Source organism: Streptomyces bottropensis ATCC 25435 (assembly GCF_000383595.1).
Lineage (GTDB): Bacteria > Actinomycetota > Actinomycetes > Streptomycetales > Streptomycetaceae > Streptomyces > Streptomyces bottropensis.
The window spans coordinates 4,340,090-4,363,234 of the sequence record NZ_KB911581.1 but is presented as its reverse complement, the minus strand read 5'-3'; the positions used below and the strand labels follow the sequence as shown (position 1 = coordinate 4,363,234).

Below are 23,145 nucleotides of genomic sequence, written 5' to 3'. Positions count from 1 at the left end.
ATGACGGTATTGATCCTCACCTGCGAACAGGATGTGACGGCGGATCTGGTCGTGGCTCGCCTCAACAGGACCGGCGTACCGGTGGTCCGGCTCGACCCCGCCGACCTGCCCGGCGCGGTGGCGCTCTCCGGCGAGTACGTGCACGGCTCGTTCCACGGGCAGCTGTCCGCGGGAGGGCGTCTGGTGAGCATGACCGGGCTGCGGTCCATCTGGCTGCGCCGGCCCGGCCTTCCGGCCGCCGGGGTCGCCGAGCCGTCCCCCTGGCTCACCGAGGAGTCCAGGCAGGCCCTGTACGGCATGCTGCGCGGCACGGGCGCCCGCTGGATGAACGACCCGGACGCGGCCCGCAGGGCCCGTCACAAGCCGTGGCAGCTCCGGCACGCCCAGCGCTGCGGGCTCCCCGTGCCGGCCACGCTGATCACCACGTTCCCGCAGGCCGCCCGCGACTTCGCCGAACGCTTCCCGGACCTGGTGGTGAAGCCCGTCTCCGGCACCCACCCGCAGGCGCCCGCCAGTACGGTCCCCACCAGCCGCGTCGCGCCCGGCACGGACTTCACCGCCGTCGCGTTCGGCCCGACGCTGCTGCAGCGCCGGATCGCCAAGACCGCCGACATCCGGCTCACCGTCGTCGGCGACCGCATGCTGGCCGCCCGCAAGGCGGTCGCCCCGGACGCGCACCCCGACGAGGTGGACGTCCGCTTCGCCCCCTCCGCCGCACCCTGGCAGCCGGTCGAGGTCCCGGCGCGCACCGCCACGGCCGTACACGCCTACCTCCGTGACGCCGAACTCGCCTACGGGGCCTTCGACTTCGCGGAGGACGCGGACGGGATCTGGTGGTTCCTGGAGTGCAACCAGTCCGGCCAGTTCGGGTTCGTGGAGATGGACACCGGCCAGCCGATCGCCCACAGCGTCGCCGAATGGCTGGCGCGGGAGGAACCAGGGGCGGGAGCGCGCCGCGACGACCGGATCCGGGCGACACCCTGACATTCCGGATGCGTCCCGGACGACCTGCCATCCCGGCCGACCCGTAGCTGAACCGAGGCGCCCGCCCCGGCCGGGGCGGGCGCCTCGCACGCGTCGCCGTCCGGCAGACTCGCCCCATGGAGACCGCCGAACACATCAGAGCCCTGGACGAAGAGGGCCGCCGGCTCGCCGTGGCCGCCCGGAAGGCCGGTACGGACGCCGAGGTGCCGACCTGTCCCGAGTGGCGGGTGCGGGACCTGGTCCGCCACACGGGGGCCGTGCACCGCTGGGCCACGGCGTTCCTCGTCGACCGGCACCCGTCGCCCCGGCCCCTCACCGACGGCCCGGAGCTGGACGGCGCCCTACTGCTGACCTGGTTCGAGGAGGGGCACCGTCGCCTCGTCGAGACGCTGCGCACCACGCCCGCCGACGCCGACTGCTGGAGCTTTCTGCCCGCGCCCTCCCCGCGGGCCTTCTGGGCGCGCCGCCAGGCCCACGAGACCGCCGTGCACCGCGCCGACGCCGAGTCCGCGCTCGGCGGCGAACTCGGCCTGCCCGCCGTGGACTTCGCCGTGGACGGCATCGACGAACTGCTGCTCGGCTTCCACGCCGGCGGCAGAAGCCGGGCGCGTACCGCGGCGCCGCGCGTCCTGCGGGTGCGGGCCACCGACACGGACGCCGCCTGGACCGTACGGCTGTCCTCGGAGCCGCCCGTGGCGCGGCGCGCGGAAGCGGCGGGGGCGGGTGACGCCGACTGCGAGATCGCGGGCCCGGCGCCCCGCCTGTACCTGTCCCTGTGGAACCGGCTCGACCTCCCCGCCGTCACCGGAGACCCCGCCCTCGCGCGGCTGTGGCGGGAAACCTCGGGTATCGGCTGATCCCGGCCCGGCGGGTGCGCCCGCCGCCTTGTCCGCCGGGCCCGCCGCCCCCACACTCGGCTCATGGGGAGACGGACGCAGGCCGAACGGGACGCGATGACCACGGAGATGGTCTTCGCGTTCTGCGCGGGGGCGGTGCTGGCGGGCGCGGCCTTCTTCGGCGTGACGGAGTTCCTGCCACATGTCTTCGGCTCCCTGCGCGACCGGTGGAGCCTGCTCGGCCCCCTCGCGCTGACGGTGAGCGTGGTGGTGTTCGTCGCGGTCGTCACGATCGTGCTGACCCGCTTCCGGCACGCCACGCGACGCCGCCGGCAGGCCGCCGGACCCCTCGACGCACGACTTCCCGCTCAGCCCAGCCAGCCCGGCCGCACCAACCCCGACTCGTAGGCCAGGAACGCGAGTTGGGCGCGGTCGGGGGCGCCCAGCTTCACCATCGTCCGGCTCACACGCGTCGTGGCGGTCAGCGGGCTGACGACCAGAGGCCGGGCGATCTCGTCGTCGGTCAGGCCATGCCGACCAGGGCCATCACCTCCCGCTCGGTGAGTCCGGCGAGGGAGGCGGCGGCCGCCGGCCGCTTGGAACGGGCCGCGAACTCGGCGATCAGCCGCCGGGTCACCCCCGGCGACAGCAGCGCGTCCCCCTCCACCACCGTCCGTACCGCGCGCAGGAGTTCGTCGCCGCTCGGTGTCCTTGACGAGGAAACCCGACGCACCGGAACGGATCGCCACGAACACGTACTCGTCGAGCTCGAAGGTGGTCAGCATGACGACCCCGACATGGGCGAGTTCCGGGTCGCCGGTGATGCGCCGGGTCAGTTGCCGCCGCCACCCACGTCGGTGCCGGTCGCGGGCCCGTCGTCGTCGATCCGCGGCCGCAGGTCTCCGCCGCCGTGCTCGACGCGCAGGCGCGCCCGCCGCGATCCCGAGTGCCGGGGCCGGGGCGTCAGCGCGCCGGCGCCTCGGACTGCGGGAACACCAGGCCTACGTGGTGGGCGAGTTGGCCCGCCGCGTGCCGGAAGAACACCTCCCGGTCCTCGACCACCCGGTTGAACTGCCCGAACACCTCGAAGCTGATCAGCCCGAACAGCTGCGCCCACGCCCCGACCAGCACCGTGATCACCTCCGGCGGCAGGTCGGGCGCGAACTCCTCGGCGATCCGCCGCGCCTCGGGCCGCAGCTCGGCGGGCAGCTTCCACTGGGCCACGCCCTTGGACCGAAAGGCGTCCCGCACGATCCGGATCAGCAACTGCCCGAGCCGGGAGGCGGCCGGCAGCGTCGCGTCGGGCGCCTTGTAGCCGGGCACGGGCGAACCGAAGATCAACGCGTACTCGTGCGGCCGTGCCAGCGCCCACTTCCGCACCCCCTCGCACACCGCGACCCACTGCCCCGCCGGGCTCTCGGCGGCGGCCCGCGCGTGCGCGGCCTCGGCGGCCTCGCCCAAGGAGTCGAACGCGTCGATGATCAGCGAGGTGAGCAGCTCGTCGCGGCTCGGGAAGTAGCGGTACAGCGCGGAGGAGACCATGCCGAGTTCCCGCGCCACCGCGCGCAGCGACAGCTTGGCGGCGCCCTCGGCGGCGAGCTGTCTGCGCGCCTCGTCCTTGATGGCGGCAGTGACCTCGATCCGGGCGCGGGCGCGGGCTCCTCGTGCTGTGCTCATGTGAGGCAGTGTGCCACAGGGCAGAGCACTGCACACGTTTTGGAGCACCGCTCTCACAACGGATCACCGCACACGGACTAGAGCGAGCGACACAAACGAGAGCACCGCTCTTGCTTTGGAGCACCGATCTCGTGCACACTGCTCTCAAGCGAGAGCAGTGCTCTCCACAACACGGGAGGACCCCATGCCGCCGTCGACCCACTACATCCGGACCAACCCTTTCGACCGCGCGCTCAACGGCTTCGTCGGCTGGCTCGCCCGCCGCGGCGTCAGCCTCCTCGGCACCGCCGAACTCTCCGTGCGCGGTCGTAAGAGCGGCGAGTGGCGCCGGCTCCCGGTCAACCCGTTGCCGTACGAGGGCGGCCCCTACCTGGTCTCGGCGCGCGGCCACTCCGAATGGGTGCGCAACATGCGGGCGGCCGGCGGCGGACGGCTCCAGGTGGGCCGCCGGACACAGGAGTTCACGGCGGTCGAGCTGCCCGACGAGGAGAAGCCCGTCGTCCTGCGCACCTACCTGAAGAAGTGGGGCTGGGAGGTGGGCCGGTTCTTCGACGGCGTCAGCGCCGACTCCACCGACGAGGAACTGCTGGCCGCCGCGCCGAAGCACCCCGTCTTCCGGATCACCGTCCAGCGGTGACCGGGCGGGGTGCCGGCGGCCCGGCGTGGGCCGCCGCACCGGCCCACGGCCCTACTTGTCGAACGCCGTCAGCGCGCGCTGGGCGATCGGGCGGTTACGGACGATCTCGCCCAGGGAGGTCGACCCGCGGGTGATGTCGACGAAGGCCCGCCAGGCGGGCCGGAACCCGGTCAGCGCGGCGTGGAAGAGACCGGGCCGCCGCTCGAAGGCGACCAGCAGCCGCTTGCCGACGCTCATCTCGACGCCGAGCCCCGCCTTCACGGCGAACGCGTAGTTGAGGGCCTGGCGGCGGGTGTCGACCGCGTCGTGCGCCTCGGCGATCCGTACCGCCCACTCCCCCGCGAGCCGTCCCGAACGCAGCGCGAAGGAGATGCCCTCCCGCGTCCACGGCTCCAGCAGCCCGGCCGCGTCCCCGCAGACCAGCACCCGCCCCCGCGACAGCGGCGAGTCGTCGGCACGGCAGCGCGTCAGGTGCCCGGAGGAGACGCTCGGTTCGAAGCCGGCGAGGCCGAGCCGCCCGATGAAGTCCTCCAGATACCGCTTGGTGGCCGCGCCCTCACCGCGCGCGGAGATCACGCCCACGGTCAGGGTGTCGCCCTTGGGGAAGACCCACCCGTAACTGCCGGGCATCGGGCCCCAGTCGATGAGGACGCGCCCCTTCCAGTCCTCCGCGACGGTCTCCGGAACGGGGATCTCCGCCTCCAGGCCGAGGTCGACCTGTTCGAGCTTGACCCCGACATGCGCCCCTATGCGGCTGGCGCTGCCGTCCGCCCCGACGACGGCCCGCGCGAACAGCGTCTCGCCGCCCTGCAGCACGACGGCGACCGTCCGCCGGTCCGGGACGGTCGAGCCGTGCTGCTCGACCCGGGTGACCGTGACGCCCGTACGCAGTTCGGCGCCCGCCTTCTGGGCGTGCTCGACCAGTTGCTGGTCGAACTCGGGCCGGTTGATCAGGCCGAACAGCATCTGCTTGGACTTGCGCGTCCGGGCGTACCGTCCGTCGAGGGAGAAGGTGACCGCGTGCACCCGGTCTTTCAGGGGAAGCTCGAAACCGGGCGGCAGCGCGTCGCGCGAGGGGCCGATGATGCCGCCGCCGCACGTCTTGTACCGCGGCAGCTCCGCCTTCTCCAGCAACAGGACGCTGCGCCCCGCGACCGCCGCCGCGTAGGCGGCCGAAGCCCCCGCGGGGCCCGCGCCCACCACGACGACGTCCCACACCCGCTGCACGTCGTCCGCCGAAGAGTTCTCGCTGCTCACGATGGTCTACTGCTCCCGATCCAGCCGCCTGCCGCACCTGTCCCACGCATCCTACGGCGGGTGACGCCGTGGACCGCTGTGGGAGGATCGGCAGCGCGTGCGCCCTACACCGACACTCCGGGCAAGCGCGTACGCAGCCACATGCCCACCAGGACAACGTCGCACCCACGAGGAGCGTGCCCATGCCGTCGAACCCGGTCGCCGAGACCGTCGCCTCGCTGATACCCCGGGCGAAGGAGGAGCTCACCGAACTGGTGGCCTTCAAGTCGGTGGCGGACTTCGACCAGTACCCGCGCGGCGAGAGCGAGGGCGCCGCGAACTGGGTCGCCGACGCGCTGCGCGCCGAGGGCTTCCAGGATGTCGCCCTGCTCGACACCCCCGACGGCACCCAGTCCGTGTACGGCTACTTGCCGGGGCCCGAGGGTGCGAAGACCGTGCTGCTCTACGCCCACTACGACGTCCAGCCGCCGCTGGACGAGGCCGCCTGGCAGTCCCCGCCGTTCGAGCTGACCGAGCGCGACGGCCGCTGGTACGGGCGGGGCGCCGCCGACTGCAAGGGCGGTGTGATCATGCACCTGCTCGCGCTGCGGGCCCTGAAGGCCAACGGTGGAGTGCCGGTCCACGTCAAGGTGATCGCCGAGGGCTCCGAGGAGATGGGCACGGGCGGGCTCCAGCAGTACGCCGAGGCCCACCCCGAACTGCTCGCCGCCGACACCGTCGTCATCGGCGACGCGGGCAACTTCCGCGTCGGGCTGCCGACGGTGACCACCTCCCTGCGCGGCATGATCGCGATGCGGGTGCGGATCGACGCCCTCGAAGGCAACCTGCACTCGGGCCAGTTCGGCGGCGCGGCCCCCGACGCACTCGCCGCCCTGATCCGCGTCCTCGACTCGCTGCGCGCCGAGGACGGCACCACGACCGTCGACGGCCTCGCGGGCGAGGGGACGTGGGACGGACTGCGGTACCCCGAGGAGCGGTTCCGCGAGGACGCGCGGGTGCTCGACGGCGTGCGACTGGTCGGCACCGGTTCGGTCGCCGACCGCATCTGGGCGCGCCCGTCCGCCACCGTGCTCGGCATCGACGTACCGCCGGTGGTCGGCGCGACCCCGTCCATCCAGGCGAGCGCCCGCGCCCTGATCGGTCTGCGCGTCCCGCCGGGCGTGGACGTCGGGCAGGCGATCAAGCTGCTCGAAGCACATCTGGTGGCGCACACCCCGTGGGGCGCCCGTGTGACCTGCGAACCGATCGGTCACGGTCAGCCGTTCCGCGCCGACACCACCAGCCCGGCGTACGAGGCGATGGCCTCGGCCATGGCCGAGGCCTATCCGGGCCAGGAGATTCAGTACGCGGGCCACGGCGGCTCCATCCCCCTGTGCAACACCCTCGCCGGCCTCTACCCCGACGCCGAGATCCTCCTCATCGGCCTCAGCGAGCCCGAGGCCCGGATCCACGCGGTCGACGAGAGCGTGTCCCCCGAGGAGCTGGAGCGCATGGCCGTGACGGAGGCGCTGTTCCTGCGCAACTACGCGGCGAACTGAGCGGCGGGATCCGGCGCCGGTGCGGCTCCGCGCCCTTCGGGGGCGCGGAGTCCCCCGCGCGACGACCCGGACAGCGGCGCATCCTCACACGGGTACGCCGGCCTCCAGGTACAGCGCGGCGCCCCGCTCGCGCGCCCGCAGCGCCCAGCGCAGCCGCTCGTACCGGACGGGCGGCAGCAGATCCGCGGCTTCCTCCTCGGTCACGAACCGCCAGCCGCGCAGCTCGGTGCCGGGCAGCACCGGCCGCTGCGCGCCGCCGACGTCGAGGCGGCCCCCGTCGAACAGCAACCGCAGTCCGCCGTATCCGGGCGGCCTGGGCGTCTCCCAGTCCACCACCAGCAGCCGGGGCACCTCCTCCAGCCGTATCCCGGTCTCCTCCAGGACCTCACGCACACCCGCCCGCGCCGGCGCCTCCCCGGACTCCACGACACCGCCGGGGAACTCCCAGCCGGCCTTGTAGGTCGGGTCGACCAGCAGGACCCGGTCGTGCTCGTCGAACAGCAGGACCCCCGCGGCGACCGTCTCGGCGGTCGGCTCGGGGGTCTGCACGATGTCGCACGCGGGTACGTCGTCAGCGGCCACGGCGTCGGCGATGCGCCGCGCGGTCTCGTACGGGGTGAGGGCGCCGGTGTCGACGAGGTGGGCGTCCGCGGTGAGCCAGCCGCCCAGTGCCGCGCGGTAGGGCGCGATGTGGTCGTACGCCCATTGGCGCAGCCGCATCTCGCCGTCGGGGAGGTCGGGCGGTATCTCCCGCCCGGCTATTCGCTCGCGCAGTATCGTTTCGGCCGGGGCCAGGAGCAGATGCCGTACGGCGATGCGGCGGGCGGCGAGACCGCCGAAGATCTCGTCGCGGTACTCCTGGCGTAGCAGGGTCATGGGGACCACGAGGGTGCCGCCCAGCTCGGCGAGGAGGGCGGCGGCGGTGTCGACCACGAGCCGTCGCCAGCTGAGCAGATCCTGGAAGTCGCCGACCTCGGCGAGGCGTTTTGCCGGCAGCATGTGCGTCAGTGCGCCGCCGATGACCTCGGGGTCGAAGAGCGTGCTGTTCGGGATCAGTTCGATCAGTTCCCGTGCGGTGGTGGTCTTCCCCGCACCGAACGCACCGTTGATCCAGACGATCACGGTTCCCCCTCTTCTGTTGACCCCCTGAGGCTTGCCCTCCACCCCGCCACGGAAACCAGCCGCTGACGAGGAGCCGAAATACGACGACGGCGGGTCCCGCCGAACGGGGACCCGCCGCCTGAGACGCGAAGGAGAGACGGGGAGGACGGCCGCCCTCCCTCGTGCTCTACAAGGCCGTCAGCCTTCCTTGCCGCCCGTGCCCTTCTGGTCCGCCAGGCCGCCCAGGGCGTCCTCGTCGACCGCCAGGCTCTCGCTGGAGACCGTCTTGCCGACCTTGCCGAGGGTGCCCTCGACGTCCAGTTTGCTCAGACCGTCCGTCTTCCCGAGGGCGTCGGCGGCTTCGAGACCGTGCGACGGCGTGATGGCCGCGACGACGAAACCGGTGGCGAGGGAGGCGATGGCGAGCATGCTGCGCTTCTTCATGCCCTGCTCAACTGCGGAACGCCCCGTGGGGTCACGGCCGATTTCCCGCGATCCGGCCCCGTCCACGGTCGGCGTGAGGGTCAGGCCACCCCGGCCACCCGGGTGCCCGTCCGGCCGGCCAGCGCCGCCGCGGCGGCCCCGACGAGGCCCGCGTCCGTGCCCATCACGGCGGGGGCGACGGTGAGGTGCTGGACGAAGGACAGGGTGGCGTAGTCCTTCAGGGCGGTGCGGAGGGGGGCGAGGAGGACGTCGCCGGCGTTCGCGACGCCGCCGCCGATGACGGCGATGTCGATCTCCACCAGGGTGGCGGTGGCGGCGATTCCCGCCGCGAGGGCCTGTGCGGCGCGTTCGAACGAGGCCACCGCGACCGGGTCGCCGGCCTGCGCGGCGGCGGCGACCGCCGCGGCCGAGGTGTCCCCGTCGGGACCGGGCCGCCAGCCGTGTTCCACGGCGCGGCGGGCGATGTTGGGCCCGCTCGCGATGCGCTCGACGCAGCCGCGGGCGCCGCACGGGCAGGCGTCGCCGTCGAGGTCGACGCTGATGTGCCCGATGTGGCCGGCGTTGCCGGTGGGGCCCGCGTGCAGTTTCCCGCCGAGGACGAGACCGCCGCCGACGCCCGTCGACACGACCATGCACAGCGCGTTGTCGTGGCCGCGCGCCGCGCCCTGCCAGTGCTCGGCCGCCGTGATGGCCACACCGTCGCCGATCAGCTCGACGGGCAGCCCGCCGGTCGCCGCCCGGACCCGCTCGACGAGGGGGAAGCCGCGCCAGCCGTGGATGTTCACGGGGCTGACCGTGCCGGCCGAGGCGTCCACGGGCCCCGCGCTGCCGATCCCGACGGCCGCCGCCCCGCTCCACTGCGGCGCGGCCGTCAATTCGCCGAGCACGGCCTCGACGGCCCGCATGACGGTGTCCGCGTCCTCTCGCGCGGGCGTCGGGCGCTGGGCGCGGACCACGATCCTGCCGCGGCCGTCCACCAGCGCCCCGGCGATCTTGGTGCCGCCGATGTCGAGCGCGGCCACGAGGTCGGTCTGCATCAGTGTCAGTTCTCCCGCTGCGAGTCTCCTACCGGGTGCCCGACAGAGCGACGCCCGGATCTCCGGCCGGAAATCCGGCAGCACGACGCTCGCCTGGTGGGGGGCGCCGGCCAGAGAATGCGATAGACAGTCTCCCCTGGGCATGACAACGTTGTCCAGGCCCTATGCTCGTCGCCACATCCTCAACAGCCGCACAATTCCGACACGGCACCACCGACCACACCCGTGGACGACAGGACAGGACCGCGCACCGTGCCCGAGACCGCCAACGGCATCGCCCGCCGCCCCGAGAACCGCTACGGCAACCGTCCCACGATGAAGGACGTCGCGGCCCGGGCCGGAGTGGGTCTGAAGACGGTCTCCCGGGTGGTGAACGGCGAGCCGGGCGTCACCCCGGACACCGAGCGCCGCGTCCAGGAGGCGATCGAGGCACTCGGCTTCCGGCGCAACGACAGCGCCCGGGTGCTGCGCAAGGGCCGTACGGCCAGCATCGGCCTGGTGCTGGAGGACCTCGCCGACCCGTTCTACGGTCCCCTCAGCCGGGCGGTGGAGGAGGTCTCCCGCGCCCACGGCTCGCTGCTGATCAACGGGTCGAGCGCCGAGGACCCGGACCGTGAGCAGGAGCTGGCGCTGGCGCTGTGCGCCCGTCGCGTCGATGGGCTCGTGATCATTCCGGCCGGTGACGACCACCGGTATCTGGAGCCCGAGATCAGGGCGGGCGTCGCCACGGTGTTCGTGGACCGTCCGGCCGGGCGGATCGACGCCGACGTCGTGCTGTCGGACAGCTTCGGCGGCGCCCGTGACGGCGTCGCCCACCTGATCGCCCACGGCCACCGCCGGATCGGCTTCATCGGCGACATGCCCCGGATCCACACCGCCGCCGAGCGGCTGCGCGGCTACCGGGCGGCCATGGAGGACGCGGGCATACGGATGGAGCACGGGTGGACGTCGCTGGGCGTCACCGATCCGGAGCGGGTGCGCGGGGCGGCCGAGGAGATGCTGTCCGGCCCGTCGCCCGTCACGGCGGTCTTCGCGGGCAACAACCGGGTGACGGTGACGGTCGTACGGGTTCTCGCCGAGCACGCGCGTCCGGTCGCCCTCGTCGGCTTCGACGACTTCGAGCTGGCCGATCTGCTCCGGCCGGGCATCACGGTCGTCGCCCAGGACCCCGCCCGACTGGGCCGCACCGCCGCCGAGCGCCTTTTCCGGCAGCTGGACGGCTCTCTTCTCGCTCCGGAACGCATCGAGCTGCCGACCAGGCTGATCGCCCGTGGTTCAGGCGAACTCCCGCCCTCGGACTGAGCGTTGACCACTTCCGACGCCCGTGACCTCGAAGCGCTCGGCCTCGCCGTGGCGCCCCGCGAGGACCCGCTGAGCTACCCGGGCGCGTGGCCCGCCACGTCGGGACTGCTGGACGGCAGCCGGATGCTGCCGCTGGACACGCTCGTCTTCGAGGACCGGGTGCCCGTCCTCTCGGTCGGCTCCAACGCCTGCCCCGCGCAGCTGGTCCACAAGATGGCGGAACACGGTGTGCGGTGCCGGATCCCGATGGTCAGGGCCAGGGTCACGGACATCGGGATCGGCGTCTCCGCCCATGTCAGCCTCCTCGGCTATGTCTCCGCGTCGCCGTTCCACTCCCCCGGCTCGACCGCCGACCTGTTCCTCACCTGGCTCGACGAGGCGCAGCTCGCCGTGGTCGACGCGAGCGAGGGCGCCGACTCACCGACCGGCAACTTCCGCCGGGCCCTCCTGCCCGCCTCCGACTTCCGCGTCGAGCTGGAGTCGGGCGAGGCCCTCGACCACGCCTGGATCTACGTCAACCGGTGGGGCGTCCTGCGCGACGGCGGCCCCGGCCCGCGTCCCCACCCGGGCCGGCAGCGTCCGCTCATCGGCGAACTCCTGGCCGCCTCGGCCGAGTTGCGCGCACTGTTCGGCACCACCCCGGACGAGTTCTGCGCCCTGGCGCGCGGCGACCGGGGCCGGTGCGTCCGAGGCAGGGAGCTGTTCGCCGAGCACGGGTGGACGACGGTGTCGGGCCTGGAATCGTACGTACGGCCGCACCCGGGGGCGTAGGAGTGCCGTGCCCGGCCCCGGTCTCAGCAGACCGGAAGGCCGGGCACCGGGGCGTCGTTGTCGCCGCCCTGGACGTAGACCACGCTGACGTAGACGTCCGTGTTGCCGCTGTCGTCGTCGGTCTTGGCCCACCACACGTTGGTCCATTCGCCGGAGGTCTCGCGGCGGCCCAGGTTCTGCTGGCAGAAGAAATAGTTGGTGCCCTGCTTGAGCACGCCGACCTCGGTGCCGGAGGCGGTGTAGGACTTGGCGGTCGTCCAGACGGTGCAGTTGTACTTGCCGCCGCCGATCGAGTGGCAGACCGGTGCCTCCTCGGTCGCCCCTCCGGACGTCCCGCCGGTCGTTCCCCCTCCGGTGGAGCCGCCCGAGGTCTCCGCACCCCCTGAGCCGCCGGTGGTGCCGGCGCTGCCGTTCTTCGACGGGGAGGCGGACGCCTCGGTCTCCTTGTCGTCCGTGTCCTTGGCCTTCTCGCTCGGGCTCGCGGCCGCCTCGTCGTCCTCGCCCTCGCCGTTGCCCTTGGCGCCGGTGTCGTCGGAGAGGTCGACCGTGCCCCGGCTGCGGCCCGGGGAGGGGGTGCCGTCGGCCGGCGCGTCGGCGGAGGTCCGGGCGCCCTTCTTCGCGTCGTCGTCCCCGTTGAGCAGCGCGACGGTGGCGCCGGAGGCGGCGAGGACGACGGTGACGGCCACGGCGGCGAGCAGGGCGCGCCCCTTGCGGGGACCACGGCCACCGGTCGGGGACACGGTGGTGACGGGTCCCGAGGCGGGTGCCGGCGGCCGCGGGGCGCCCGGGGCGGGCACGCCGATCTCCGCCGAGGCGCCCGTGCCGGGCCCCGGGGCGGCGGGCTGCGGCGGGCCGAAGCCGGGGGTCGGGCCCGTCGCACCGGCCCCGCCCCCGCTCCCGGCGCCCGTGCCGGGCCCCGGGGCGGCGGGCTGCGGCGGGCCGAAGCCCGGGGGCACCGACGGCATGCTTCGTTCTGTCTCCGCCCTCGGCCCGGGGGCCGGGCCGCCGCCCGGCCCCGTCGCTGGGGAGTCGGGCGCGCTCCCGGCGGCCACGGCCTCCAGCAGGGCACGGGCCCCGTCGGCGTCCGGGCGCTGCTCCGGGCGCTTGTCCATCAGCTGCCGCAGCACGGGCCCGAGGGGGCCCGCCCGCCGGGGTTCGGGCAGCTCGTCGCTCACGATCGCGGTGAGCGTCGACCAGGTGGACGTACGCCGGAACGGGGACGCGCCCTCGACGGCCGCGTACAGGGTGGCGCCGAGCGCCCAGACGTCGGAGGCGGGGCCGGGGTCGTTGCCCTGGGCGCGTTCGGGGGCCAAATAGTCGAGGGAGCCGACGAGTTCGCCGCTGCGGGTGAGGTGGGTGGCGGAGCCGTCGCCCGGGTCCTCCATGGTGGCGATGCCGAAGTCGGTGAGGACGACGCGGCCCGAGCGGTCCAGGAGGATGTTGCCGGGTTTGACGTCGCGGTGCAGAACTCCGACCCGGTGGGCGGCGGCGAGGGCGTCCATGACCTTGGCGCCGATGGCGGCCGCCTCGCGCGCGTCGAGCAGGCCCCGGTCGCGCAGGACGTCGTCCAGGGACGGCCCGTCGACCAGTTCCATGACGATCAGCGGGCGCCCGTCGACCTCGGCCACGTCGTGGACGGCGACGACTCCGGGGTGCCGGACGCGGGCGGCGGCCCGGGCCTCGCGCTGCATCCGCAGCCCGAGGTCGGCCAGTTCGGGCGCGCCGGCGTCCGTGTAGGTGCGCAGTTCCTTGAGGGCGACCTCACGGTGGAGCACCTCGTCCACGGCCCGCCAGACCACGCCCATGCCGCCGCGCCCGAGCTGCCCCACGATCCGGTACCGTCCGGCGAGAATCCGCCCGATGCCGTCCGTCTGTTCGTTCGCCCCCGAAGACACCCGCGCCTCGCTCCTGTGACACACCGATGAATGGCGTACAGCCTATGCGGTGGACGGGGGCGCTTCGGACCGGCGCCAACGGCTGTCACAGGACCGCTACTTGTCCGCCGTGACCCGCCCCTATCGGCCGGACTAGCGGGTGGGATCGGCCCGTCGCGGCGCCGCGAAGCCCTCCAGGTCGGCGCGGGTCAGACCGGTCGCCCCGGCCACCTCGCCGATGTCGAGGGCGCCGCAGTCCAGGCCCCGCAGCAGATAGCCGCTGAGGGCCTTGGCGGTCGCGGGCTCGTCCATCACGTCGCCGCCGGCCCGGTGGGCGTAGCGGGAGAGGCGGGCGGCGGCCTGCTCGTAGCCCTCGCGGTAGAAGGCGAAGACGGCCGCGTAGCGGGTGGGGATGTGGCCGGGGTGCATGTCCCAGCCCTGGTAGTAGGCACGGGCCAGGGCGCGGCGGGTGAGGCCGTAGTGCAGGCGCCAGGCGTCGTGGACCTGCTCCGTGGCGCCGACCGGCAGGATGTTGGTGGAGCCGTCGCAGACGCGTACGCCGGTGCCGGCCGCCGCGACCTGCATGATCGCCTTGGCGTGGTCGGCGGCGGGGTGGTCGCTGGCCTGGTGGGCGGCGGAGACGCCGAGGCAGGCGCTGTAGTCGAAGGTGCCGTAGTGCAGGCCGGTGGCGCGGCCCTCGGCGGCGCCGATCATGCGGGCGACGGTGGCGGTGCCGTCGGCGGCCAGGATGGACTGGCTGGTCTCGATCTGGATCTCGAAGCCGATCCGGCCGGGCTCCAGGCCGCGCGCCTTCTCGAAGGCTTCGAGGAGCCGGACCATCGCGGTGACCTGCTCGGCGTAGGTCACCTTGGGCAGGGTCAGGACCAGTCCGTCGGGCAGGGGCCCGGCCGCCAGCAGGCCGCTGAGGAAGATGTCGAGGGTGCGGATGCCCCGCTCGCGCACCGGCGCCTCCATGCACTTCATGCGGATGCCCATGTACGGGGCGGCCGTGCCCGTGGCGTAGGCCTCGGCGATCAGCCGGGCGGCGCGGGCGGCGGCCTCGTCCTCCTCGGCGTCCGGGCGCGGCCCGTAGCCGTCCTCGAAGTCGACGCGCAGGTCCTCGATCGGCTCGCGCTCCAGCTTGGCGCGGACGCGGTCGTACACCGGCTGCGCGAGGTCGTCGGCGAGGCCGAGGACGGCGGCGAAGGAGGCGGCGTCGGGGGCGTGCTCGTCGAGGGCGGCGAGGGCCCGGTCGCCCCAGGCGCGGACGGTGTCGGCGGCGAAGGCGTCACCGGGCACGTAGACGGTGTGCACGGGCTGGCGGGTGCCCGGGTCGCCCGGGTAGCGGCGCTCCAGCTCCGCGTCGACGGGGGCGAGGGAGGCGCTGATCTCCTCGCTGACGGCGCCCGAGAGACTCCTCGCCACGTGCTCCTGCCGGCCCTGCCCCATCCCAAAACCTCCACTTTCCGCACTACGGAATCGGAAATCCGTATCCCGAAGCTAGTCGTCGATCTTCACCCCGGTCAACACCGTCTCGACGTGTGATTCCCCATGTCGTCCCCCTGGTCACTGCCGACCCGTCCGCTTCTTACGTTATTCATGGGCAAGGTTCATCCTGACCCCAAGGGGAGGAGATCGCGTTGCCGAAAGAGGTCGGAGTGACGCGCCGCCAAGGACTCAGGTCCGCGGCGGCCGCCGCCATCGCCGTGCCGCTGCTGACCACGGGGGGCTCGTCACAGCCGGCGTCCGCCGGCGAGTACGCGGGCGCCCTGAACGTCATGACGTTCAACGTGCGCTTCGCGACCGTCGTCGACTCCACACCGCGCTGGGCGGTGCGCCGCCCGGTGATGAGGGAGCTGCTGCGCCGCGAGCGACCCCATGTCATCGGCACCCAGGAGGGGCTGTACCAGCAGCTGCGCATGATCGAGAAGGATCTCGGCGGGCACTACGACTGGATCGGCACGGGCCGAGGGGGTGGCAGCAAGGACGAGTTCATGGCGATCTTCTACGACACCCGCAGACTCGACCCGATCGAGTTCGACCACTTCTGGCTGTCCGACACCCCCTACACGATCGCCTCCAACACCTGGGGTGCGGACTGGCTGCGCATGGTGACCTGGGTCAAGTTCGCCGATCTCGCCGATGGGGGGCGGGAGTTCTACGTCCTCAACACCCACCTGGACAGTGTCAGCCAGTACGCCCGGGAGCGTTCCGCGAAGCTGGTCGGCGAGACGCTCGCCGGATGGGACCGCTCGGCGCCGGTCGTCGTCACCGGCGACTTCAACGCGGCCGCCCACGACAACCGGGTGTACGACCTGATGCTCGCGGGCGGACTCGTGGACGCCTGGGACGCGGCCGACTCGCGCAGTCCGGCGTACGGGACGTACCACGGCTACCGGGCGCTCAAGCCCGACGGACGCCGCATCGACTGGATTTTGACCTCGCCCGGGGTGACCACGCACTGGGCCGCGATGAACACCTTCTCCGTCGACGGGCTGTACCCGAGCGACCATCTGCCGGTGCAGGCCTCGCTGACCCTGGGATGAGCCGAGGCCCCCGTGACCGCATCTGCGGTCACGGGGGCCTCGGACGACTTCGGAGGTCAGCCCTTGCGGGCGTTGATCTCCTCGGTGAGCTGGGGGACGACGTCGAAGAGGTCACCGACCACGCCGTAGTCGACGAGGTCGAAGATCGGGGCCTCGGCGTCCTTGTTGACGGCCACGATGGTCTTGGAGGTCTGCATGCCTGCGCGGTGCTGGATGGCGCCGGAGATGCCGTTGGCGATGTACAGCTGCGGCGAGACGGACTTGCCGGTCTGGCCGACCTGGTTGGTGTGCGGGTACCAGCCGGCGTCCACGGCGGCGCGGGAGGCGCCCACGGCCGCGCCGAGGGAGTCGGCGAGGGACTCGATGAGCGCGAAGTTCTCGCTGCCGTTGACGCCGCGGCCGCCGGAGACGACGATCGCGGCCTCGGTCAGCTCCGGGCGCCCGGTCGACTCGCGCGGGGTACGGCCGGTGACCTTGGTGCCGGTGGCCAGCGCGCCGAACGTCACCGCGAGGGCCTCGACCGCGCCCGCGGCCGGGGCGGCCTCGACGGCGGCGGAGTTGGGCTTGACGGTGATGACCGGGGTGCCCTTGGCGACCCGGGACTTGGTGGTGAAGGAGGCCGCGAACACCGACTGGGTGGCCACGGGGCCCTCGTCGGACGCTTCGAGGTCGATGGCGTCGGTGATGATGCCGGAACCGATGCGCAGCGCCAGGCGGGCGGCGATCTCCTTGCCCTCGGCGGAGGAGGGGACGAGAACGGCGGCCGGGGAGACGGCCTCGTACGCGGCCTGCAGCGCGTCGACCTTGGGGACGACGAGGTAGTCGGCGTACTCGGCGGCGTCGTGCGTGAGGACCTTGACCGCACCGTGCTCGGCGAGGGCGGCGGCCGTGTCGGCGGCACCGGAACCGAGGGCGACGGCGACGGGCTCGCCGATGCGGCGGGCCAGGGTCAGCAGCTCCAGGGTGGGCTTGCGGACGGCGCCGTCCACGTGGTCGACGTAGACGAGAACTTCAGCCATGGGATTGCTCTCCTGCGGATTGCGAAGGCTTGAGGGGAGGGGAGGAGGCGGGCCTCAGCCGGGCCGGGAGCCGCGGCGGGCCGCAGGGGCTAGATGAACTTCTGGCCCGCGAGGAACTCGGCGAGCTGCTTGCCGCCCTCGCCCTCGTCCTTGACGATCGTGCCGGCGGTGCGCGCCGGGCGCTGGGCCGCGGAGTCGACAGCCGTCCAGGCGCCCTCCAGGCCGACCTCTTCGGCCTCGATGTCGAGGTCGGACAGGTCCCAGGACTGCACCGGCTTCTTCTTCGCCGCCATGATGCCCTTGAAGGACGGGTAACGCGCCTCACCCGACTGGTCGGTGACCGAGACCACGGCCGGCAGCGAGGCCTGAAGCTGCTCGGAGGCGGCGTCGCCGTCCCGGCGGCCCTTGACCGTGCCGTCCTCGACGGAGATCTCGGAGAGCAGCGTGACCTGCGGGACGCCCAGGCGCTCGGCCAGCAGCGCCGGGACGACGCCCATCGTGCCGTCGGTGGAGGCCATGCCGGAGATCACCAGGTCGTAGCCGGCCTTCTCGATCGCCTTGGCCAGCACCAGCGAGGTACCGAGGGCGTCGGTGCCGTGCAGGTCGTCGTCCTCGACGTGGATCGCCTTGTCCGCACCCATCGACAGCGCCTTGCGCAGCGCGTCCTTGGCGTCCTCCGGGCCCACGGTCAGCACGGTGATCTCGGCGTCGTCGGCCTCGTCGGCGATCTGCAGCGCCTGCTCGACGGCGTACTCGTCCAGCTCGGAGAGCAGGCCGTCCACGTCGTCACGGTCGACGGTCAGGTCATCGGCGAAGTGCCGGTCGCCAGTGGCGTCGGGCACGTACTTCACAGTGACAACGATCCTCAAGCTCACGCCGGCTCTCCTACTGCATCGTCATTTCTGGGCTGCCTTCTTCCAGGCAGCATAGGCGCCTGAAGCGGCCGATCCCGATCGGGGCGACCTGCGCTCCGAGCAGAATATTACTCACCAGTACGACACCTACGCTCCCGCATGTCGTGCCCGCTAAGCAAGCGCTTTGAACTGTGAGTTAGGCAACCCTGCGTAATCGCGCGGGCCTCAGTCTCGCAGACCGCCGAAGCGGCCCTGGTGATACAACAGCGGCCGGCCCGCGCCCGAGGGATCGCCGACGACCACCTCGGCGAGGACGATCCGGTGGTCCCCCGCCGGGACACGCGCCACCACCCGGCAGACCAGCCACGCGAGCACGTCGTCGAGGACGGGAACTCCCTCCGGGCCGCTACGCCATCCGGTGGGCGCCCCGAACCGGTCGGCGCCGCTGCGGGCGAAGGTGGCGGCCAGCTCCCGCTGGTGCTCCCCGAGTATGTGCACGCCCACGTGCTCCGCCTCGGAGATCACCGGCCAGCTGGAGGCTCCGGTGCCGATGCCGAACGAGAGCAGCGGGGGCTCGGCGGAGACCGAGGTGAGCGAGGTGGCGGTGAAACCGACCGGGCCCCCGCCGTCCCGCGCGGTGATCACGGCGACGCCCGCGGCGTGCCGCCGGAACACCGAACGCAGGAGGTCGGGGGAGGCCAGGCGGGGCGAACGGAGGCCGGGGGTGGCCGTCATGGAGGTGTCCTTCTGCTCGGGTCGACGGGCTCGTGCGCGGCTGCTCACGGACCCGGACAGCGCGAACTCGCGGTGCGGACCAGGTCCACGTGCACGCGCGCGAAGAGAAGGAGTTCTCGGGGCATCCGGCCAGGCTGACGACGGGTGCGGCCCGCAGTCAAGTGCGTACCGGTGTGCGGCTTCACACGGCCTCACCGAGCGCGGCGATCACATCCGCCCGGCGCGGCTGGCCCGTAGCCCTGCGCACGATCCGGCCCTCCGCGTCGAGGACGAGCACGGTCGGCGTCTTGAGGATGTCCAGCCGTCGTACGAGGCCGAGGTGTTCCTCCGCGTCGATCTCCACATGGGCGACGCCGGGGACCATTCCGGCCACCTCGGCGAGCACCCTGCGGGTCGCCCGGCAGGGGGCGCAGAAGGCGCTGGAGAACTGCACGAGCGTGGCCCGTTCACCGAGCCCCTCCCCCAACTCCGCCGCGTCGAGCCGCTTGTCACCGTCCCGCCCGCGCACCCTGACCCTCCCGCTCCGCCGCCGATGCAGCACTCCGTAGACGCTCGCCAACCCGAGCACCAGTCCGCACACCACAAGTCCGGTCACAGCGTGCTTCAGCGTTCACGAGACTGCAAAGATTCCCGGCCCCCGGAAGAGATTGGCCTGCGGAATGCTTGACGCATGGACATCGATGTGAGGGGCCCGCGCTTCGGGGCGGCCATGACGACCGTGGTGCTGGCGGTCGTACTGATCACCGGGAGCGCCTGGCTGCTGGCCTGGCAGACGTTCGCGTTCGCGCTGGGCGCGGCGAGCGGGGTGGGGCGTTCGCCGTACGGCTGGGTCTTCCGCACGCTGCTGCGGCCGCGGCTCGGAGCGCCGACGGAGTTCGAGGCGCCGCAGCCACCGCGGTTCGCGCAGGCGGTCGGGCTGGTCTTCGCCGCGGTGGGCCTGGTCGGTCTCACGGCGGGCCCCGCGTGGCTGGGACTGGCGGCGACCGGCGCGGCGCTCGCGGCGGCCTTCCTCAACGCGGCCTTCGGGTACTGCCTGGGGTGCGAGCTGTATCTGATGGTCCGACGGGTGACCGTACGCGCCGGGTAAAGACCGCATGGACGTCCGGTGGTCGATCGTGTGCCCGACGTGACGAGAATCTCGCCTCCGGCGAGCGCCAAGACTGGCTACTCGTGCGTTCTTGGGGCACGATCTGCGGGATGCCGTAAACCTACGGCTGCGTAACTTCCCGCCGGGAGACCCCGTCCCAGGGAGAGAGAAGGGTCCACTCCGCCCATGGCAGAGCTTGTCTACCGCCCCGCGATCGGTCTCGCCCAAACCCTGTTCAAGGTCTGGGACCTGAAGATCGACCTCAAGGGTTCGGAGAACATTCCGCGCTCGGGCGGCGCGGTGCTGGTGAGCAATCACATCGGCTACCTGGACTTCATCTTCGACGGCCTGGCGGCGCTGCCGCAGAAGCGGCTGGTGCGCTTCATGGCCAAGGAGTCGGTGTTCCGGCACAAGGTGTCCGGTCCGCTGATGCGCAACATGCGGCACATCCCGGTGGACCGCAAGCAGGGTGAGGCGGCCTACGCGCACGCGCTGGACTCGCTGCGTTCCGGTGAGATCATCGGTGTCTTCCCCGAGGCCACCATCTCGCAGTCGTTCACGCTCAAGAGCTTCAAGTCGGGCGCCGCCCGGCTGGCCCAGGAGGCGGGCGTCCCGCTGATCCCGATGGCCGTGTGGGGCACCCAGCGGCTGTGGACCAAGGGCCACCCGCGCAACTTCAAGCGCAGCCACATCCCGATCACCATCCGGGTGGGCGAGGCGATAGAGGCCTCCAAGGACAAGTACGCGGGCGCCATCACCCGTCAGCTCCGCGAGCGTGTCCAGGAGTTGCTGGAGGCCGCCCAGCGCGCCTACCCGGTCCGCCCCAAGGGCCCGGACGACACCTGGTGGATGCCGGCCCACCTCGGCGGCACGGCCCCGACCCCGGAGCAGGTCCGCGAGGCCGAGGCGCGCTGACCCGCCGTCACAGCATCGCCGGGAGCGCCCTCCAGAGCTGTGCCCGGTCGCGGGCGGCCCGGAGGGCGCCGAGCACGGCAGGATGCGGGGCGGCGTGGAGCACCGGGAGGTCCGACTCGCCCGCCCCGGGATCCGGGACGAAGGCCAGGCACTCCCCCTCCAGCGAGAACCGGGCGTCCACGCCGGGCTTGTTGCCCCGGGGGTCCTGGCGGTGCCAGGCGCCGTTGAAGCGCACGGCGACCAGGCCGTGGATCACGTGTCCGTCGCCGTCGTCGTGCGCCAGCCGCTGGTAGCAGAGCGCGGTCGGAATGTCCTCGGCACGCAGCAGCGCGGCCAAGGCATGAGCTTTGGCGTAGCAGATCCCGGTGCGGTGTGTGAGGACGTCGGACGCGCACCAGGTGACGCGCGGGTCGCCGGCGTCCTGGGAGTGCGTGATGGTGTCGCGGACGAACTCGAACGCCGCTCTCGCATAGCTATACGAATCTTCCACGCCCTTGGCGAGCTGCGCGGCGGTCCGCCGCACGACCGGACTGTGATGGTCGATGGCGTCGTCGGCCACCGAATAAGCGGACAGGTCCGGGTTCCACTGGATCAGTTCCATGCCCGCAGAGCATAGAAAAACGATCACCCGAGAGTCAATGAATTTTCGGGTGACCGCATATCTATGCAGCGCTCAGCGAGCCATCTCCTCCTTGAGCGCCGCCACGAACCCGTCCACGTCCTCCTCGGTGGTGTCGAAGGAGCACATCCAGCGGACGTCACCGGCGGCCTCGTCCCAGAAGTAGAAGCGGAAGCGCTTCTGAAGGCGTTCGCCGACGTCGTGCGGGAGGCGGGCGAAGACGGCGTTGGCCTGCACCGGATAGAGGATCTCCACCCCGTGGACCGCGCGGACGCCCTCGGCGAGCCGCTGGGCCATCTCGTTGGAGTGCCGGGCGTTGCGCAGCCAGAGGTCCTTCGCCAGCAGGGCCTCCAACTGTGCCGACACGAAGCGCATCTTGGAGGCGAGCTGCATGGACAGCTTGCGCAGGTGCTTCATGTGGCGGACGGCGTCCTGGTTGATGACGACCACGGCCTCACCGAACATGGCGCCGTTCTTGGTGCCGCCCAGCGAGAGCAGGTCGACGCCGACCGCATTGGTGAACGTCCGCATGGGCACGTCCAGGGAGGCGGCGGCGTTGGCTATCCGGGACCCGTCCAGGTGCACCTTCATGCCGTGCGCGTGGGCGTGCTCGCAGACCGCGCGGATCTCCTCGGGCGTGTAGAGCGTGCCGAGTTCGGTGCTCTGGGTGATCGAGACGACCTGCGGCATCGCGCGGTGCTCGTCGTCCCAGCCGTACGCCTGCCGGTCGATCAGCTCGGGGGTGAGCTTGCCGTCGGGTGTGGGCACGGTGAGCAGCTTGAGGCCGCCCATGCGCTCCGGGGCGCCGCCCTCGTCGACGTGGATGTGCGCGCTCTCGGCGCAGATCACCGCGCCCCAGCGGTCGGTGACCGCCTGGAGCGCGACGACGTTGGCGCCGGTGCCGTTGAAGACCGGGAACGCCTCGGCGGTGGCACCGAAGTGGCTGCGGACGATCCGCTGCAGGTTCTCGGTGTACTCGTCCTCGCCGTACGCGACCTGGTGTCCGCCGTTGGCCAGGGCCAGGGCGGCGAACACCTCGGGATGGACGCCCGCGTAGTTGTCGCTGGCGAAGCCGCGGATCTCCGGGTCGTGATGGCGTCGGGCGTCGGTCTTCGGAGGGTTCACGGCGTATCGGTCAGCCACAGACGGTTTCCGTTCACTTCGGCGGCGGACTTCTCCCAGACGTCGGCGATGGCGTCGGCCAGGTCCTTGACGTCCGTGAAGCCCGCGAACTTCGCGTTGGGGCGGTCGGCGCGCATCGCGTCGTGCACCAGCGCCTTCACCACCAGGATCGCAGCCGCGGAGGTCGGCCCGTCCGGCCCGCCCGCCTTGCGGAAGAAGTCGGCGGTGGCGAGCGTCCACGCCTCGGCGGCGGCCTTGGCGGCGGCGTAGGCGGCGTTACCCGCCGTGGGCTTGCTGGCGCCGGCCGCGCTGATCAGGACGTACCGACCGCGCTCACTGCGCTGCAGGGCTTCGTGGAAGGCGAGGGAGGTGTGCTGCACCGTGCGGATCAGCAGCATCTCCAGGAAGTCCCAGTCGTCGAGGCTGGTCCTGGTGAAGGTCTCGCTGCCGCGCCAGCCGCCGACGAGGTGGACCAGGCCGTCGACCCGTCCGAAGTCCTTCTCGATGCGGTTGGCCCAGTCACGGGTCGACCGGAGGTCCAGCAGATCGACCGTGTCGCCGACGACGGTGGCACCGCCGTGTGCGTAGCGGGCCGCGTCCACGGCCTCGGAGAGCCGCTCGGGGTCGTTGTCGGAGCCGACGACGATCGCGCCCGCGTCGGCCAGCCGCAGCAGGGCCGCCCGGCCGGCGGGTCCGCCCGCGCCGGCCACCGCGATCACCGCGCCACTCAGTGCACCGTTGCCGTTCTGCATGGTCCTCGCCTCCTGAGCGGCGTCCGAGACGCCCGCGA

General features: G+C 72.5%; 24 protein-coding genes and 1 pseudogene. 10 read left to right on the top strand and 15 right to left on the bottom strand.

Features of this window, described 5'->3' with window-relative positions; translation table 11 throughout:
- The 3 genes from tgmB (at position 1) to STRBO_RS0119225 (ending at position 2,228) form a co-directional block, all read left to right on the top strand.
- A complete protein-coding gene (tgmB, locus tag STRBO_RS0119235; protein ID WP_005474788.1) occupies positions 1-984 on the top strand; it encodes an ATP-grasp ribosomal peptide maturase in 984 nt (327 codons plus the stop codon).
- Positions 985-1,100: 116 nt separating this feature from the next.
- The gene (locus STRBO_RS0119230; RefSeq protein WP_005474790.1) at positions 1,101-1,841 is read left to right on the top strand and encodes a maleylpyruvate isomerase family mycothiol-dependent enzyme; all 741 of its coding nucleotides are present in this window, start codon (positions 1,101-1,103) and stop codon (positions 1,839-1,841) included.
- Between the two features lie 63 nt (positions 1,842-1,904).
- The gene (locus STRBO_RS0119225; protein WP_005474792.1) at positions 1,905-2,228 is read left to right on the top strand and encodes a DUF6332 family protein; all 324 of its coding nucleotides are present in this window, start codon (positions 1,905-1,907) and stop codon (positions 2,226-2,228) included.
- Here STRBO_RS0119225 and STRBO_RS40250 read toward each other — a convergent pair.
- Positions 2,189-2,653: pseudogene (locus STRBO_RS40250) on the bottom strand (LuxR C-terminal-related transcriptional regulator); the annotation flags it as partial. The gene STRBO_RS0119225 and the pseudogene STRBO_RS40250 sit on opposite strands and share 40 nt — an antisense overlap.
- Before the next feature lie 130 nt (positions 2,654-2,783).
- Complete coding sequence (locus STRBO_RS0119215) at positions 2,784-3,497, bottom strand: TetR/AcrR family transcriptional regulator (protein ID WP_005474794.1); 714 nt, start codon at positions 3,495-3,497, stop codon at positions 2,784-2,786.
- A gap of 184 nt (positions 3,498-3,681) precedes the next feature.
- Between STRBO_RS0119215 and STRBO_RS0119210 the strand changes: the two genes are divergently transcribed.
- Positions 3,682-4,134: a nitroreductase family deazaflavin-dependent oxidoreductase gene (locus STRBO_RS0119210; protein ID WP_005474795.1), complete on the top strand. Its 453-nt coding sequence runs from the start codon at positions 3,682-3,684 to the stop codon at positions 4,132-4,134.
- Positions 4,135-4,185: 51 nt separating this feature from the next.
- On the opposite strand, the gene STRBO_RS0119205 is transcribed toward STRBO_RS0119210, so the two are convergent.
- On the bottom strand, positions 4,186-5,391 hold the full coding sequence (locus STRBO_RS0119205; protein ID WP_005474796.1) for a geranylgeranyl reductase family protein: 1,206 nt from the start codon (positions 5,389-5,391) through the stop codon (positions 4,186-4,188).
- Between the two features lie 182 nt (positions 5,392-5,573).
- Here STRBO_RS0119205 and STRBO_RS0119200 point away from each other — a divergent pair, with 182 nt between their 5' ends.
- Complete coding sequence (locus STRBO_RS0119200; RefSeq protein ID WP_005474797.1) at positions 5,574-6,929, top strand: dipeptidase; 1,356 nt, start codon at positions 5,574-5,576, stop codon at positions 6,927-6,929.
- Positions 6,930-7,013: 84 nt separating this feature from the next.
- On the opposite strand, the gene STRBO_RS45445 is transcribed toward STRBO_RS0119200, so the two are convergent.
- From STRBO_RS45445 to STRBO_RS0119185, 3 genes are all read right to left on the bottom strand, one after another.
- Positions 7,014-8,051 carry an NUDIX hydrolase gene (locus STRBO_RS45445; RefSeq protein WP_005474798.1) on the bottom strand — a complete coding sequence of 346 codons (1,038 nt, stop codon included), beginning with the start codon at positions 8,049-8,051 and terminating at the stop codon, positions 7,014-7,016.
- Between the two features lie 177 nt (positions 8,052-8,228).
- The gene (locus STRBO_RS0119190) at positions 8,229-8,474 is read right to left on the bottom strand and encodes a hypothetical protein (RefSeq protein WP_005474799.1); all 246 of its coding nucleotides are present in this window, start codon (positions 8,472-8,474) and stop codon (positions 8,229-8,231) included.
- A gap of 80 nt (positions 8,475-8,554) precedes the next feature.
- A complete protein-coding gene (locus STRBO_RS0119185; RefSeq protein ID WP_005474801.1) occupies positions 8,555-9,511 on the bottom strand; it encodes an ROK family protein in 957 nt (318 codons plus the stop codon).
- Between the two features lie 252 nt (positions 9,512-9,763).
- Between STRBO_RS0119185 and STRBO_RS0119180 the strand changes: the two genes are divergently transcribed.
- Together STRBO_RS0119180 and STRBO_RS0119175 are read left to right on the top strand one after the other, a co-directional pair.
- A complete protein-coding gene (locus STRBO_RS0119180; RefSeq protein ID WP_005474803.1) occupies positions 9,764-10,813 on the top strand; it encodes a LacI family DNA-binding transcriptional regulator in 1,050 nt (349 codons plus the stop codon).
- A 3-nt stretch (positions 10,814-10,816) separates the two neighbouring features.
- Positions 10,817-11,584 (top strand): hypothetical protein, encoded by a 768-nt coding sequence (locus STRBO_RS0119175; RefSeq protein ID WP_005474805.1) that lies wholly within the window; start codon positions 10,817-10,819, stop codon positions 11,582-11,584.
- A 23-nt stretch (positions 11,585-11,607) separates the two neighbouring features.
- Here STRBO_RS0119175 and STRBO_RS0119170 read toward each other — a convergent pair whose 3' ends face one another.
- Together STRBO_RS0119170 and STRBO_RS0119165 are read right to left on the bottom strand one after the other, a co-directional pair.
- Entirely contained in the window at positions 11,608-13,479 is a 1,872-nt protein-coding gene (locus tag STRBO_RS0119170) for a serine/threonine-protein kinase (protein ID WP_005474807.1), read from the bottom strand.
- A gap of 132 nt (positions 13,480-13,611) precedes the next feature.
- Entirely contained in the window at positions 13,612-14,907 is a 1,296-nt protein-coding gene (locus STRBO_RS0119165; RefSeq protein WP_005474809.1) for a DUF6986 family protein, read from the bottom strand.
- Between the two features lie 191 nt (positions 14,908-15,098).
- On the opposite strand from STRBO_RS0119165, the gene STRBO_RS0119160 reads away from it, so the two are divergent.
- Complete coding sequence (locus tag STRBO_RS0119160; RefSeq protein ID WP_028796745.1) at positions 15,099-16,004, top strand: endonuclease/exonuclease/phosphatase family protein; 906 nt, start codon at positions 15,099-15,101, stop codon at positions 16,002-16,004.
- A gap of 56 nt (positions 16,005-16,060) precedes the next feature.
- Here the strand turns inward: STRBO_RS0119160 and STRBO_RS0119155 are convergent, their stop codons facing one another.
- The 4 genes from STRBO_RS0119155 to STRBO_RS0119140 all read right to left on the bottom strand — a co-directional run bounded on the left by STRBO_RS0119155 (position 16,061) and on the right by STRBO_RS0119140 (position 19,207).
- Positions 16,061-17,023 (bottom strand): electron transfer flavoprotein subunit alpha/FixB family protein, encoded by a 963-nt coding sequence (locus STRBO_RS0119155; protein WP_020114615.1) that lies wholly within the window; start codon positions 17,021-17,023, stop codon positions 16,061-16,063.
- A gap of 89 nt (positions 17,024-17,112) precedes the next feature.
- Entirely contained in the window at positions 17,113-17,898 is a 786-nt protein-coding gene (locus STRBO_RS0119150) for an electron transfer flavoprotein subunit beta/FixA family protein (RefSeq protein WP_028796744.1), read from the bottom strand.
- 204 nt (positions 17,899-18,102) lie between these two features.
- Entirely contained in the window at positions 18,103-18,612 is a 510-nt protein-coding gene (locus STRBO_RS0119145; protein ID WP_020114614.1) for a flavin reductase family protein, read from the bottom strand.
- Between the two features lie 181 nt (positions 18,613-18,793).
- Positions 18,794-19,207, bottom strand: coding sequence for a TlpA family protein disulfide reductase (locus STRBO_RS0119140; protein WP_078531352.1), 414 nt, complete (start codon positions 19,205-19,207; stop codon positions 18,794-18,796).
- A 75-nt stretch (positions 19,208-19,282) separates the two neighbouring features.
- On the opposite strand from STRBO_RS0119140, the gene STRBO_RS0119135 reads away from it, so the two are divergent.
- Entirely contained in the window at positions 19,283-19,699 is a 417-nt protein-coding gene (locus STRBO_RS0119135) for a DUF4395 domain-containing protein (RefSeq protein WP_005474823.1), read from the top strand.
- 186 nt (positions 19,700-19,885) lie between these two features.
- Positions 19,886-20,614: a lysophospholipid acyltransferase family protein gene (locus STRBO_RS0119130; protein WP_005474825.1), complete on the top strand. Its 729-nt coding sequence runs from the start codon at positions 19,886-19,888 to the stop codon at positions 20,612-20,614.
- 7 nt (positions 20,615-20,621) lie between these two features.
- Here the strand turns inward: STRBO_RS0119130 and STRBO_RS0119125 are convergent, their stop codons facing one another.
- From STRBO_RS0119125 to STRBO_RS0119115, 3 genes are all read right to left on the bottom strand, one after another.
- Positions 20,622-21,215 carry a transglutaminase domain-containing protein gene (locus tag STRBO_RS0119125; protein WP_005474826.1) on the bottom strand — a complete coding sequence of 198 codons (594 nt, stop codon included), beginning with the start codon at positions 21,213-21,215 and terminating at the stop codon, positions 20,622-20,624.
- 72 nt (positions 21,216-21,287) lie between these two features.
- Positions 21,288-22,358: a threonine aldolase family protein gene (locus STRBO_RS0119120; RefSeq protein ID WP_005474827.1), complete on the bottom strand. Its 1,071-nt coding sequence runs from the start codon at positions 22,356-22,358 to the stop codon at positions 21,288-21,290.
- Positions 22,355-23,107, bottom strand: a complete 753-nt coding sequence (locus STRBO_RS0119115) for an SDR family NAD(P)-dependent oxidoreductase (protein ID WP_005474828.1) — start codon at positions 23,105-23,107, stop codon at positions 22,355-22,357. Before STRBO_RS0119115 ends, STRBO_RS0119120 begins: the two co-directional genes overlap by 4 nt.
- Positions 23,108-23,145: the final 38 nt, after the last annotated feature.